General features: G+C 62.6%; 10 protein-coding genes. 7 read left to right on the forward strand and 3 right to left on the reverse strand.

All coding sequences use genetic code 11. The features are described 5' to 3' along the window. Nucleotides 1-629 precede the first annotated feature (629 nt). The gene (locus X771_RS153055) at nt 630-1,415 is read right to left on the reverse strand and encodes a glucose 1-dehydrogenase (RefSeq protein WP_023687891.1); all 786 of its coding nucleotides are present in this window, start codon (nt 1,413-1,415) and stop codon (nt 630-632) included. 82 nt (nt 1,416-1,497) lie between these two features. Here X771_RS153055 and uxuA point away from each other — a divergent pair, with 82 nt between their 5' ends. The 5 genes from uxuA to X771_RS153030 all read left to right on the forward strand — a co-directional run bounded on the left by uxuA (nt 1,498) and on the right by X771_RS153030 (nt 9,448). Next, the gene (gene uxuA / locus X771_RS153050) at nt 1,498-2,682 is read left to right on the forward strand and encodes a mannonate dehydratase (protein WP_023687892.1); all 1,185 of its coding nucleotides are present in this window, start codon (nt 1,498-1,500) and stop codon (nt 2,680-2,682) included. A gap of 308 nt (nt 2,683-2,990) precedes the next feature. After that, complete coding sequence (locus X771_RS1000000168100; RefSeq protein ID WP_156033774.1) at nt 2,991-3,368, forward strand: hypothetical protein; 378 nt, start codon at nt 2,991-2,993, stop codon at nt 3,366-3,368. Nucleotides 3,369-3,562: 194 nt separating this feature from the next. Continuing rightward, nucleotides 3,563-4,852 carry a D-arabinono-1,4-lactone oxidase gene (locus tag X771_RS153045; protein WP_023687893.1) on the forward strand — a complete coding sequence of 430 codons (1,290 nt, stop codon included), beginning with the start codon at nt 3,563-3,565 and terminating at the stop codon, nt 4,850-4,852. Beyond that, the gene (locus tag X771_RS153040) at nt 4,849-6,021 is read left to right on the forward strand and encodes an alanine racemase (protein ID WP_031199743.1); all 1,173 of its coding nucleotides are present in this window, start codon (nt 4,849-4,851) and stop codon (nt 6,019-6,021) included. The genes X771_RS153045 and X771_RS153040 overlap by 4 nt, the downstream gene beginning before the upstream one ends. Before the next feature lie 1,774 nt (nt 6,022-7,795). Continuing rightward, nucleotides 7,796-9,448 carry an FAD-binding dehydrogenase gene (locus X771_RS153030; RefSeq protein ID WP_023687896.1) on the forward strand — a complete coding sequence of 551 codons (1,653 nt, stop codon included), beginning with the start codon at nt 7,796-7,798 and terminating at the stop codon, nt 9,446-9,448. A 355-nt stretch (nt 9,449-9,803) separates the two neighbouring features. On the opposite strand, the gene dgoD is transcribed toward X771_RS153030, so the two are convergent. Both dgoD and X771_RS153015 read right to left on the reverse strand, forming a co-directional pair. Next, nucleotides 9,804-10,952, reverse strand: coding sequence for a galactonate dehydratase (gene dgoD, locus X771_RS153020; RefSeq protein ID WP_023687898.1), 1,149 nt, complete (start codon nt 10,950-10,952; stop codon nt 9,804-9,806). Nucleotides 10,953-10,959: 7 nt separating this feature from the next. After that, the gene (locus X771_RS153015) at nt 10,960-11,649 is read right to left on the reverse strand and encodes a FadR/GntR family transcriptional regulator (protein ID WP_245259915.1); all 690 of its coding nucleotides are present in this window, start codon (nt 11,647-11,649) and stop codon (nt 10,960-10,962) included. Between the two features lie 245 nt (nt 11,650-11,894). Here X771_RS153015 and X771_RS153010 point away from each other — a divergent pair, with 245 nt between their 5' ends. Both X771_RS153010 and araG read left to right on the forward strand, forming a co-directional pair. Continuing rightward, entirely contained in the window at nt 11,895-12,884 is a 990-nt protein-coding gene (locus X771_RS153010; protein ID WP_023668118.1) for an arabinose ABC transporter substrate-binding protein, read from the forward strand. Nucleotides 12,885-12,954: 70 nt separating this feature from the next. Continuing rightward, nucleotides 12,955-14,466, forward strand: a complete 1,512-nt coding sequence (gene araG, locus X771_RS153005) for an L-arabinose ABC transporter ATP-binding protein AraG (protein WP_023687900.1) — start codon at nt 12,955-12,957, stop codon at nt 14,464-14,466. Nucleotides 14,467-14,474: the final 8 nt, after the last annotated feature.

A 14,474-nucleotide genomic window follows, 5' to 3' on the forward strand; every position in this document is an offset into this window, starting at 1 on the left:
TGTTTCGCGAAAACATCAAGCGGCTTGCCGGCACCGGCCTGACCTTCGACCTCGTCGTCCTGCCGCATCAGATTCCAAGGGCGGTTGCGCTCGCCGATCTGGCGCCGGATGTGCAGTTCGTGCTCGACCATTGCGGCGTGCCCGACATCAAGGCCAGTGCGGAACATCCGTGGCGCGAGCATATGACCGAGATCGCGCGGCGTCCCAATGTCATCGGCAAGATCTCCGGTGTCGTCGCCAAGATCGGAAGAGCACACGTCTGAACTCCNATCCGTGGCGCGAGCATATGACCGAGATCGCGCGGCGTCCCAATGTCATCGGCAAGATCTCCGGTGTCGTCGCCTATGCCGATGCCGGCTCATGGACCGTCGAGACCTTGCGCCCCTATGTCGAGCACACGATCGGCTGCTTCGGCTGGGACCGCGTCGTGTGGGGCAGCGACTGGCCGGTGTGCACGCTTGGCGGTGGCCTTGCGACCTGGGTGACAGCGACGCATGCGCTGATCGCGGGAGCCAGTCCCGACGAACGGGCGAAGCTGCTTTCGGGCAATGCCAGGCGGACGTGGAAGCTATAGAGGCGGTACATAGCGCTCGAGATCGCCGGCAAGCGTGCAGAGCACGATCAGTGCTCTATCTGACGCCGATGCCGGCGGTCAGTCCGCCATCAATCCTGTAGTCCGCGCCGGTGCAGAAGCCGGCCTTCGACGAGCAAAGGAAGGCGATGAGTTCCGCCACTTCCTCCGGTTCGCCGATGCGGCCGAGCGGATGCGCCGCGCCGAAGCGCTTGTAGGCCTCTTCGACATCGGCATCGCTGCCGCCGTCACCGCGCGCAGCCTTCTCCAGGATCGGCGTGCGGATCGAGCCCGGGCTGACCGAATTGACGCGGATGCCTGATGCCGCGTAGTCGAGCGCCAGCGAGCGCGTCAGCGTGTGGATGGCGCCCTTGGTCGTGGCATAGGCGGCGACGTTCTGCTGGCAGGCAAAGCCCTGCACCGAGGCGACGTTGACGATGGCGCCGCCTCCGCGCTTGATCATTTCCGGAATGCCGAAATGCGCGGTCAGGTAGATCGAGCCGACATTGACCGTCATCGTTCGGTTCCAGCTTTCCCAGTCGGTGGTCGTCGCCGTGCCATAGGGATGGACGGCGGCTGAATTGACGATGACATCCAGGCCGCCGAACTTCGCGACGCCAGCCGCGACCGCGTCGCGCACCTGATCGGAGACGGACACATCGGTGTCGATGACCAGCACCGCGGCACCAGCACTTTCTAGTTGCGCTTTCATCGCCGCGTTGGCGGCGCGGTCGATGCCGCAGGCGATGATTGCGGCGCCACCGGCCGCAAGGCGTGTGGCGGTTGCCAGGCCGATTCCGGTCGTCCCGGTCACCAGGGCGACCTTGCCGTCGAAATCCGTCATTTCTAAAAACTCCTCCATTTTCTATCGACTCCCATCGGGGTCCAACAATAAGTTGCCAACCTGTCGCAGAAGGAAAGCCGAAATGGAACAATGCTGGCGCTGGTATGGGCCCGATGATCCGGTGACGCTCGATCATGTCAAGCAGGCGGGCGCCACCGGCGTGGTCTCGGCGCTCCACCATATCTATGACGGCCGGGCGTGGCCTGAGGCCGAAGTGCTGGAGCGCAAGCGCATTATCCAGGAAGCAGGACTGACCTGGTCGGTCGTCGAGAGCATTCCGGTCCATAATTCCTTCAAGATCGGCGCGCAGGAACGCGAGCGCTATGCCGGCTATTACCGCGATTCGATCCGCGCGCTGGCCAGGGCCGGCATCGCCACGATCTGCTACAATTTCATGCCGGTGGTGGACTGGACCCGCACCGATCTAGCCTACCGTCTGCCGACGACAGGCTACGCCCTGCGTTTTGATGCCGTTGATTTCGCCGCCTACGATCTGTTCGTGCTGAAGCGCAAGAACGGTGCTGACAGCTATACGCCGGCGCGTATTGCGCAAGCGGAAGCGCGGCTGAAGGAATTGTCGCCAGAGAAGATGGACCAGATCGAGCGCAATCTGATCGCCGGCCTGCCGGCTACAGAGCGCAAGTATGACCGCGACAGTTTTCGCGAGGCGCTTGCGGACTATGACGGAATCGGGCCGAAGGAGTTGCGCGGCAACCTCGCGTGGTTCCTGCGCGAGATCATTCCGGTGGCGGAAGAGGAGGGGGTGCGCATGTGTATCCACCCCGACGATCCGCCGTTTTCGCTCTACGGCCTGCCGCGCGTCGTTTCGACCGCCGAGGATGCGCGTTTCATTCTCAATGCCGTCGACAGCCAGGCCAATGGGCTGACGTTCTGCACCGGGTCCTACGGCACGCGCGCCGACAACGACATCGTCGCCATGGTCAAGGAATTCGGCGACCGCATCCACTTCGCCCATCTGCGCAACATCACCATCGAGGATGACGGCTCGTTCTACGAGGCCGAGCATCTCGAAGGCGGCACCGACATGGCGCATGTCATCCTGGCGCTGATGCAGGAGGAGGCGCGCCGCCGCAAGGAGGGCCGAGCCGACTGGCAAATCCCGATGCGGCCGGACCATGGCCACCTGCTCGCCGACGATATCGGCAAGACAAGGATCAATCCCGGCTACTCGCTGATCGGCCGCCTGAAGGGTTTGGCCGAATTGCGCGGCATCATGCGGGCCGTGGAAACGTTTGGGCTGGCTTGAAGGGGCAACGAACTGCGTTCAATGCCGACGCCGGCTCAGCGTGCGTCGCTGTAGATAATGCGGCCGGCGCGGAATGTCGTCCGATGACAATCAGATACCACGCTCGATCACGATCGCCCGGTCGCGGTGAGGCTCGTGATACAGCCGGTTGCCCTCATGGATTTGCACGGCCCTTAGTACGGCGCGCGGCTCGCTGACGGACGAGGAACCTAGCCGTTCGCCCCACGACCTGGCGGCGTGCTATTGTGTAGTGAAGTTCCGTTGCCCCGAGGTGAGCTAGAGGGGTACTCGGAAATCAAGTATGAATCATGAATAATGCAGTATTGATTTACGTTCGTGCAAGCAAAGGAACTGTAGTGATGGATGGGCACGACGGTCGTCGGAATGCGTTAAAGAAACTATACGTTTTCTCGATGCTTTTCGTTTTATTCACTTCAACATTGGTTATTTACGGAATTGGCGGATGGGTGGTTGCGTTTGGCAGCAGTGACTTCCGAGAAAGCCATGGTAGGAGAGGTATTTTTTTGGTTTTGTTAGCATGCTGCATGTTTTATGGATATATAAAGTATGACGAACATGAAACAAAAATCAGAATAAAACGGGATGAGCGCAAAGCTCTTGTGGTGAGATTTAAGCAGATTGTTTTAATTATATTTGTGTCCTTGTTTGTCCTTTTAATTGCCTAGAGATAATCTCACTATCGGAATGCGCCCAATCATGGCCAAAGGCCATGCACTTGAACACGGGACCACACAAGACACCTCCGATTGCCAGGTTGACAGAAAGCTGACAATGTATCATATCCGAAAAGCTGAGTATGTATCATATTATTCAGCGCTAGGAGAAAGACCGGCAAAGCCGGCGTCCCAGGGAGGCAATTTTGGGAGAGGCTATCAGCCAGTGGAGCAATTGGTCGGGCTATGTCACGGCCACGCCGCAGGCTTTTGCCGAACCGCAGAGTCTCGATGAGCTGAGTGGTGCCATTCGCAACGCGCCGGGACCAGTTCGATTCGCTGGCACGGGCCATTCCTTCACGCCTCTGGTCAAGAATGACGGGACGATCCTGTCGCTTGATCGCTTCGAGGGCCTGAGGTCGCACGATCCCGAAAGGCTGACAGCACGGGTCGGCGCCGGCACCAAGATCGGCGCGCTGGCAAAGCTGTTGCACGGCGTCGGCCAGGCGCTGCCGAACATGGGCGACATCGACAAGCAGGCGTTCGGCGGGGCGCTGGGCACCGCCACCCACGGCTCGGGCATCACGCTCGGCGCTTACCATACCCAGCTCGAGGCGATGCAGATCGTCGACGGGCGTGGCGCCGTGAAAGAGTTCGACCGTGCCAAGAGCCCCGACATGATCGAAGCCATGGGCGCTTCGCTCGGCGCTTTCGGCGCCGTCACCGAAGTGACGATCCGCAACGTGGCGAGTTACCGGATGCGGCACCGCCGCTGGACGGCGCCGATCGCCGATGTGCTTGCGCAATTCGAAAGCACCATGACGGCGCATCGTTCGGCCGAGTTCTACTATGTGCCGTTTTCCGGCCAGGCGCTGCTGATTGCCAGCGACATCACCGAGGCGCCGGCGACGGTGCGTCCGCCGACGGAAGACGACGATGCGGTGACGACGCTGAGAAAACTGCGCGACTATCTCAGCTGGCTCCCTTGGCTGCGCCGCCGTCTCATCGGCTCGGCCTTCGCCAAGGTGCCGGCCGAGGATTATGTCGAGGAGTGGCTGAAGGTCTTCACCTCCGAGCGCAACGTCAAGTTCAACGAGATGGAATACCACCTGCCGTTCGAGGAAGGGGCGGCCGCACTCAGCGAAATCATTGCGCTGCTCGAGACGCGGTTTCCAGAGGTCTATTTTCCGATGGAGGTGCGCGTCGTCGCGCCCGACAATGTCTGGCTCAGCCCCTTCTACAAGCGCCCAACCTGTTCCATCGCCATCCATCACGGCGTCGAGCGCGATCCGATGGCGTTCTTCAACGCCGCCGAGCCGATCTTCAGGAAGCGCGGCGGCCGCCCGCATTGGGGCAAGATGCACAGCCTGACATCAAGGGAATTGAGCGCGCTCTATCCGCGCTGGAACGATGCGATGGCGGTCCGCCGCGAGATGGACCCGGACAACCGCTTCGTGTCGCCCTATATTGCCAGGCTGCTCGGCGTCGCGGCATGAGCCTGACCGACACCTATTTCGCGGAAATGTCGGGCGCGCTCAGGGCAGCCGGGATCTTTCAGCCTTGCCTGGTGCTCGATCTCGACCGGCTCGATCACAACATCGCTGCGATCAAGGCGAAGTTCGCCACGGGCCTCGATCTGCGCCTCGTCGACAAGTCGCTGCCATGCCTGCCGCTGATCGACTATATCCGCGCGGCGTTTGCGACCGACAGGCTGATGACCTTTCATCTGCCGATCAGCGCCGAGATGCTGAAAATGTTTCCCCAAGTCGATCTCCTGTTGGGCAAGCCGATGCCGGTTGCCGGCGCCAGGCACGCGCTGACGAAGGGCGTTCTCGCCGGGCTCGGCGAAGCTACGTCGCGCATCGTCTGGCTGATCGATACCGAGGAGCGGCTGGCCGCCTATGGCTCGCTTGCCGCCGAGCTCGACCGCGAGCTGCGCGTCTGCTTCGAGGTCGATGTCGGCCTTCATCGCGGCGGTATCAGCGATCCCGACTCACTGGCCCGGGCAGTTTCCGCGTTGGCGAATTACCCGCGGCTGAAATGCGAAGGCGTCATGGCCTACGAGGCGCATATCGGCCATATCCCCAAACTGCTGGGAGGACCGGCCAAGGCGCGCGTCAAGGCGATCAGCCTGTTTCGCCAGTATGTCGCTTGCCTTGCCGCCGACCAGCGCAAGATCCTCAATCTTGGCGGCAGCAGCACCGCATTGCTCTATGACAGCTGGGTCGGCGCCAATGAATTGTCCATCGGATCGGCTTTTATGCTGCCGACCGATTTCGATGTGCCGAGCCTCAGCCAATTGTGGCCTGCCGCATTCATCGCGACGCCGATCCTGAAAGTGGTCGATGTCCAGGCGCCGGGCCTCGACCAGCGCTCCTGGCTGCTGCAGAAGCTCGGGCTGTTGCCGCGGCGCGGCTGTTTTCTCTATGGCGGAAAATGGATGGCGAAGCCCGTCCATCCCGTGGGGATGAAGACCGACAAGACGTTCGGCTTTTCGACCAATCAGCAATTCATGGCGCTGCCCGACAACGTCAATGTCGGGCCTGACGACTACGCCTTCCTGCGTCCGACGCAGAGCGAATTCGTGCTACAGCAGTTCGGTTCGATCCAGGTCTATTCCGGCGGGAAATTCGTCGAGCAATGGGCCGCACTGCCGTTTTCGTAGAGCAATTCCAGGAAAAGTGTGAAGCGGTTTTCCCACAGGAATTGCGTCAAACAAAGAGATCGAAGTGGAGGAGGATAGGATGGTTGCCAAGGCAGTCAAAACCCAGCCCGTGCAGCCTGAATGGGCAGCCGAACTCGACCTCGCGCTCANAGATGATCTGGTGACTGGAGTTCAGACGTGTGCTCTTCCGATCTAACCGCGACGCGCAAGAAGGGCATCCCGACCGGCTCGCCGCTGGAAGGTGAGGAATGGCTGGCTGGCCCGGCGGCGCTGATGGATGGCTGCAACCAGTTCATCCACACGCTGAGCCTGATGGAGGGCAAGAAGTTCCTCGACAGACTGCCGGTCCGCACCTTGCCCAGCGGACAGGTGGCGGTGACGGTGGTTCCGAATTCGCTCTGGGACAAGGTGTTGTTCACCGGGCTGAAGGCCGAGATCTGGATGCAGCCCGGCGTGACCAAGGCGAACCTGGCCGCAAACACCGCATCGGCCTATGACGCGCCGCGCACCAGCCGCAAGGGCAAGATCGGCCTCGTGCTCGGCGCCGGCAATGTCGCCTCGATCGCGCCGCTCGACTGCCTGCACAAGCTTTTGGTCGAGCACCAGGTGGTTCTGCTCAAGATGAACCCGGTCAACGACTATCTGATCGATTTCCTGCGGCCGGCGCTGCGGCCGCTGATCGAATTCGGTGCGCTGCGCATCGTGCGCGGCGGCGCCGATGTCGGCGCGTATCTGTGCAACCACGATCTCGTCGACGACATCCACATCACCGGTGCCGCCGCTTCGCATGACGCGATCGTCTGGGGGCCTGGCGAGGAGGGCCGCAAGAACAAGGCGGCGGGCACGCCGCGCAACAGCCGGCGTATCACCTCGGAGCTTGGCGGCGTGGCACCCACCATCGTGGTGCCCGGTCCGTGGTCGGATGCCGATATCACCTACCACGCCGAACTGATCGCTACTCAAAAGCTCAACAATTCCGGTTTCAACTGCATCGCCTGCCAAATGCTCGTGTTGCCCGAAGGCTGGGGCAAATCCGATGCGCTTTTGGCAGCACTCGAAAAGGTGATGCAGAAAGCCCCGTCGCGCCCGGCCTATTATCCCGGCGCGACCGAGCGCCTCGCCGCCTTCGAGGCGCACGCCGACACGGCACAAAAATTCGAGCGGCCTGGCGGGCCCGCCTGCGTTGTGGTGCCGTTCCGGCCGGGCACGGACGCCTATCTCGAAAATGCCGAGGTGTTCGCGCCGGCGCTCAGCGTCATGCGGCTGCCGGCGGGCAATGCGGAATCCTATCTGCGCGCCGCTGTCGCCTACGCCAATGAAAAGCTGCACGGCACGCTTGCCGCCAACATCCTCATCCATTCCAGGACGATCGCCGAGATCGGCCGGCAGCGCTTCGAGGAAATCATTGCCGAACTGCGCTATGGCGGCATCGGCATCAATTCCTGGAGCGGCGTTCTGTTCGCGCTGCTGCGCCCGACCTGGGGTGCTTTCCCTGGCCACACGCTCGACGATGTGCAGAGCGGCATCGGCGTCGTCCACAACACCTATTTGTTCGACAGACCGGAGCGCAGCGTGCTCGAAGCGCCGTTCCGCATCATGCCGAAGCCGGCCTGGTTCCTGACCCACAAAAGGGCACACATGGTCGGCCGCCTGATCACCGAGTTCAACTACCAGCCGAGCCTCCTGAAGCTGCCGCGCATCATCTGGAACGCGCTGCGCGGCTAGCAACGAGCATCCGATCTCGAAAACAAAAGCCGGCACAGGAGCTACGACAATGGCTGACGCGGACGCAATCATCGTTGGCGGCGGGCTGGCCGGCCTGGCCGCAGCCGCGGAACTCGGCGATGCCGGCAAGCGCGTGATCATCGTCGAGCAAGAGGGTGGCGGTTTTCTCGGCGGCCAGGCATTCTGGTCGCTCGGCGGCCTGTTTTTGGTCAACACGCCCGAGCAGCGCCGCCTGCGCATCAAGGACAGCCGCGACCTCGCCTGGCAGGATTGGCTGGGTTCTGCCCAGTTCGACCGGCCCGAGGACCATTGGCCAAGGAAAGTGGCGGAAGCCTATGTCGATTTCGCCGCCGGCGAGATGCGGCCGTGGCTCTACGCCATGGGCATGCGCTGGTGGCCGGTGGTCGGCTGGGCCGAGCGCGGCGGCGCGCTGGCCAATGGCCACGGCAATTCAGTGCCGCGCTTCCACCTGACATGGGGCACTGGGCCGGGCGTGGTCGCGCCGTTCGAAAGGCGCGTGCGCGAGCACGTCGCCAAAGGGCTGATCACTTTGAAATTCCGTCATCAGGTCAGCCGGCTGATCAAGACCAACGGCGCGGTCACCGGCGTCGCGGGCGAAATCCTGGAGGCATCCGATGTCGAGCGCGGCAAGCAGTCGAGCCGCACGGCCGTCGGCGATTTCGACCTTTCGGCCGGTGTCGTGATCGTCACCTCCGGCGGCATCGGCGGCAATCATGAGTTGGTTCGCAAGGTCTGGCCGGTCGGGCGGCTGGGGCCAGCGCCGAAGCGTATGGTTGCCGGCGTGCCGCACCATGTCGACGGCCGCATGGTGGCGATCACCCAGGACGCCGGCGGGGCCGTCATCAACGCCGACCGCATGTGGCACTATGTCGAGGGGATCAAGAACTGGAATCCGATCTGGCCGAACCACGGCATCCGCATCCTGTCGGCGCCGTCGCCGCTATGGTTCGATGCTCTGGGACAACGCATGGAGGCGCCGTTCTTCCCGAGCTTCGATTCGCTCGGCACCTTGAAGCGTATCCTGTCGACGGGACACGATTATTCCTGGTTCGTGCTGAGCAAGACGATCGCTTCGAAGGAGTTCGTGCTGTCGGGTTCGGAGCAAAACCTAGACTTTACGGCCAAGGATTGGCGGGCCGTGCTGAAGAACCGGCGCGGCGGCAAGGCGCCACCATCGGTGGCAGCGTTCCTGGAAAAGGGCGAGGACTTCGTCGTCCGCGACAACCTGGCCGACTTGGTCGCCGGCATGAACGCGCTGTCAGGCGACAATCTGCTCGACTACGACCGGCTCAAGGCGCAGATCGTGGCGCGCGATCGCGAGGTCGACCATGCCTATACCAAGGATGCGCAGGTCACAGCCGTCCGCGGCGCCCGCAACTACATTGGCGACAAGATCTTCCGGGTGACCAAGCCGCACAAGATACTCGATCCCAGGCACGGGCCGCTGATCGCGGTGCGCCTCAACATCCTGACGCGCAAAACGCTTGGCGGCCTGCACACCAATCTCAATTCGCAGGTTCTCGACGGCAATGGCGAACCCATTGCCGGGCTCTATGCGGCTGGCGAGGTGGCCGGCGGCGGTGGCGGCGGCTATCACGGCTACAATGCGCTGGAAGGGACATTTCTCGGGAGCTGCATCTTCTCCGGCAGGAACGCAGGCCGGCACGCCGCGGGCAGGTGACGCGGCTGGCGGGCCAAGAAAAGGTCGATAAGAACAGGACATCCGCCATGTCCCATGGATAGCGACTGCTTTCGATCGGATGTCATCAAACGGCGTGATGTTTGCAAGCAACCACTGCTAGTTAAAATATGTTTCCGGTTGCATTTACTTGCCGATCCTTCTCTTGCCATGCGTCGAGAATTTTGACGCCGCTGCTTGCCGCAACCCAGGCGGTCAGCCAGTTGCGGCTTGCCGGCGCCGACGGTTCCCATGCGCTGGTGCTCGGCGCTGCGGCACATCAGAGGCCTGCGTTACGCTGGCGCCACCGCGAAATTGAGCTCGAGGTCCTGAAGGCCTGGCCGCAAGGTCGGCCGGGCTACCACTCGGCGAAGGAGCCGTCCTTGTGACGCCAGACCGGGTTGCGCCAGCGGTGGCCTTCCTTGGCCCTTTCCTTGACGTAGTCCTCGTCGATCTCGACGCCGAGGCCGGGACCATCGGGGATTGCGACATAGCCATCCTCGTAGCGAAAGACGTCCTTGTTGGCGGCATAATCGAGCAAATCGTTTGCGGCGTTGTAGTGGATGCCGAGGCTCTGTTCCTGGATGAAGCAGTTGTAGCTGACGGCATCGAGCTGCAGGCAGGCGGCAAGCGCGATCGGCCCGAGCGGGCAGTGTGGCGCCACCGCAATGTCATAGGCCTCGGCCATCGCCGCGATCTTGCGGCATTCGGTGATGCCGCCGGCATGCGACAGGTCCGGCTGGATGATATCGACGGCGCCTTGCTCGAACACCGACTTGAAATCCCAGCGGCTGTAAAGACGCTCGCCGAGCGCGATCGGCGTCGAGCCCAGCGCTGCGATCTCCTTCAGCGCCTCGCGGTTTTCGCTGAGCACCGGCTCCTCGATGAACATCAGCCGGTAGGGTTCGAGCTCCTTAACCAGCATGCGCGCCATCGGCCGATGCACGCGGCCGTGGAAATCGACGGCGATGCCAATGTTGGACCCAACGGCCTCGCGCACCATGGCGACTCGTTCGACAGCCGCATCTATTCTGTCATGGCTGTCGACGATCTGCAGTTCCTCGGTGCCATTCATCTTCAGCGCCTGGAAGCCGCGCGCCACCACTTCCCTGGCGCCCGCGGCCACTTCCGCCGGCCGATCGCCGCCGATCCAGGAATAGACCTTGATGCTGTCGCGCAATTTGCCGCCGAGCAGTTCATGCACCGGGACGCCGAGCGCCTTGCCCTTGATGTCCCACAGCGCCTGGTCGATGCCGGCAATGGCGCTCATCAGGATCGGCCCGCCGCGGTAGAAGCCGCCGCGATGCATCACCGTCCAATGGTCCTCGATCAGGCGCGGGTCCTTGCCGACGAGATAATCGCCGAGTTCCTTGACCGCTGCCTCGACCGTCAGCGCACGGCCTTCGACGACAGGCTCGCCCCAGCCGGTGACGCCGGCATCGGTCTCGATCTTCAGGAACAGCCAGCGCGGCGGGACGATGTAGGTGGTGAGCGAGATGATTTTCATGCTGGTCTCAGTTGTTCTTGAGTTTCTTGGCGCTGACCAGGTCGCGCGCCGCAAGGTCGAGGATCCGGCCTGCCGCCGCACGCGCCGCCGCGGCATCGCGCATGCGCAGTGCCTCCACCACCTCACGGTGCGCCGCCACTGCTTCCATGCGCCGGGCGAGCGAAATGGTCGCCGTTGCTTCAAGCGAGAATTTCAGCCCGGTGTCGATCAGATTGCCGATCTGGCGGAAGATCGGGTTGTGGCTCGCGGCATAGACGATCTGGTGGAAGGTGATGTCCGAGCGCGAGAAGGCGGCGAGATCCTCGCCGGCATTGGCCATGCCGCGCCAGGCGGCTTCGAGATCGGCGATCTCCTGCAGCGTCGCACGAGTCGCCGCCAGTTCAGCTACCAGAGGTTCGATGGCGCGGCGCGTTTCGAGGATGGCGTCGAACAATTTGTCGTCCAGCGCATGCGGCGCGTGCCAGGCCAGCACCTGCGGGTCGATGATGTTCCAGTTGTCCTGTTCACATACAACCGTGCCGATGCGCGGCCGCGACAGCACCAGCCCCTTGGCGGCCAGCACCTTCAGCGCCTCGCGGATGACGGTGCGGCTGACGCCATATTCGACGCCGAGTTCGTTTTCGGTCGGCAGAGACGAGCCGGCGGGATAACGTCCGGAAAAGATGTCTGAGGCAAGCGCCTTGGTCACATCGGGCATGACGCGCGGGCGGCGGGTGTCGCCTGATGCCTTCTTCGAAGTGTCGGTCACCTCAGCCCTCCTCCAAGGCGGCGAAACCACTGATCTCGCGTCTCCGGCCTTACCGGATGCGGAGGATTTACGCCAGCGATCCCTGGTCAGAGCATGTAGCTCAATTATCATACCAGATCAATTGACGAGTATGATAAAAAGAATTAGAGACTCTGCATCCGGGCTGAGCGCCCGGCCATCGCTGGGAGGTAATCATGCGACTTCTGAAGACCGCGCTCGTCGCGGGCGCCCTTGCCGTGCTGTCCGTCACGACCATCGCTGCATATGCTCAGGACACCAAGATAGGTTTTATCGTCAAACAGCCCGAGGAGCCGTGGTTCCAGGACGAATGGAAGTTCGCCGACCAGGCCGCCAAGGAGAAGGGTTTTACCCTGGTCAAGATCGGCGCCGAGGACGGTGAGAAGCTGATGTCGGCGATCGACAATCTCGGCGCGCAGGGCGCGCAAGGCTTCATCGTCTGCACGCCTGATGTGAAGCTCGGCCCCGGCATCGTCGCCAAGGCCGCCGCCAACAATCTCAAGCTGATGACGGTTGATGACCGTCTGGTCGGCGCAGACGGGAAGGCGCTGGAAGACGTGCCGCATATGGGCATTTCGGCGACCAAGATCGGCGAGGCCGTCGGCCAGGCGATCGTCGACGAAATGAAGGCGCGCGGCTGGAAGGCCGACGAGGTCGGCGCCATCCGCGTCTCCTATGATCAGTTGCCGACCGCCGTCGACCGGGTCGAAGGCGCCATTTCGGTGCTGAAGGCCAACGGCTTCAAGGCCGAAAACATCTTTGACGCGCCGCAGGCCAAGACCGATACCGAGGCTGCGCTCAATGCGGCGACGGTGGTACTCAACGCCCATGCCGACATCAAGAAGTGGGTCTCCTTCGGTCTCAACGACGAAGCCGTTCTCGGCGCCGTGCGCGCTTCCGAAAGCGTCGGCATCCCGGCCGAAAACGTGATCGGCGTCGGCATTGGCGGCGCGGATTCGGCGATCAACGAGTTCAAGAAGCCGACCGCCACCGGCTTCGTCGGCACGGTGATCATCTCGCCGAAGCGTCACGGCTACGAGACTGCGCTCAACATGTATGACTGGGTCGCCAACAACAAGGAACCCGAGAAGCTCATCCTGACCGCCGGGGCGCTGGCCAAGCGCGACGACTACCAGACGGTCCGCAAGGGTCTCGGCATCGAATAATCCTCCCTGTACAAACAGGCGGCGGCTCACAGTCGCCGCCTGTTTGGCATCGCAAAAGGATAGGCGCCCCATGTCCTTTCTCGACTTCTCGGAAATCACCAAGACCTATCCGGGCGTCAAGGCGCTGTCCGGCGTCTCGTTCAGCGTCGACAAGGGCGTCGTGCACGGCCTGATGGGCGAGAACGGCGCCGGCAAATCCACGCTGATCAAGATCCTGTCGGGCGACCAGCATGCCGATGACGGCGCAATCAGCATCGACGGCAAGGTCCAGGCCTATTCATCGACGAGGGATGCATTCGACAATGGCGTCATCGTCATCCACCAGGAACTGCAGCTGGTCCCTGAGCTCACTGTTGCCGAAAACCTCAGCCTCGGCCGCTTCCCCGCCAACGCCGGCATCATCGCCCGTGCCAGGATGCTGGACGATGTTGGCGCCAAGCTGAAATCGGCGGGCATCGACATCGACATCAGCCGCAAGGTCAAGACGCTGTCCATCGGCGAACGGCAGATGGTCGAGATCGCCAAGGCGATCATGCTCGACGCGCGCGTCATCGCTCTGGACGAGCCGACCTCGTCATTGTCGTCGCGCGAAAGCGAAATCCTGTTTGCCCTGATCGACCGCCTGCGCGGCGAGGGCAAGGTCATCATCTATGTCTCGCACCGGCTGGACGAAGTGTTCCGCCTCTGCGACAGCCTGACCGTGCTGCGCGACGGCAAGCTCGCGGCGCACCATGCGTCGCTGAAAAACGTCACACGCGACCAGGTCGTCGCCGAAATGGTCGGCCGCGAAATCTCCGATATCTGGGGGTTTCGCCCACGCCCGGCCGGCGATGTCCGGCTGAAGGTCGACGCTGTTTGCGGAGTAAAACTGACGACGCCCGCCAGCTTCGAGGCGAGGGCGGGCGAGATCGTCGGCTTCTTCGGCCTGATCGGCGCGGGGCGCTCGGAACTGATGCGGCTGGTGTTCGGCGCCGACCCGCGCTCAGGTGGCACCATTACCATTGATGGCAAGGTCGTGCATGCCACCGATCCGCATGACGCGATCCGCGCCGGGATCGTTTTGTGCTCGGAAGACCGCAAGCATGACGGCATCATCCAGGGCCGCTCGATCGAGGAGAACATCAACATCTCGTCGCGGCGTCATCACACACGCTTCGGAATCTTGAACCGCGCTAGCGAGATCGCCACCGCCGAGACCTTCATCAAGAAGCTCAAGGTGCGCACGCCGTCGCGCAAGCAGGACATCATCAACCTCTCCGGTGGCAACCAGCAGAAGGTCATTCTCGGCCGCTGGCTGTCGGAGCAGGGCGTGCGCGTGCTTATCGTCGACGAGCCGACACGCGGTATCGATGTTGGCGCCAAAGCGGAAATCTACGAGTTGCTCTACCAGCTTGCCGAAGACGGCATGGCGATCGTCGTCGTCTCGTCCGAACTGCCGGAAGTGATGGGCATTTGCGACCGCATCCTGGTGATGTGCGGCGGGCGCATCAGCGCCGAACTCGCCCGCGACCAGTTCGCCGAAAAAGCGATCCTGGCCGCTGCTCTTCCCGATCAGAAAACCCCCGACGCGATCGCATCCTGAGGATCTTT

Source organism: Mesorhizobium sp. LSJC269B00, assembly GCF_000502815.1.
Classification (GTDB): domain Bacteria; phylum Pseudomonadota; class Alphaproteobacteria; order Rhizobiales; family Rhizobiaceae; genus Mesorhizobium.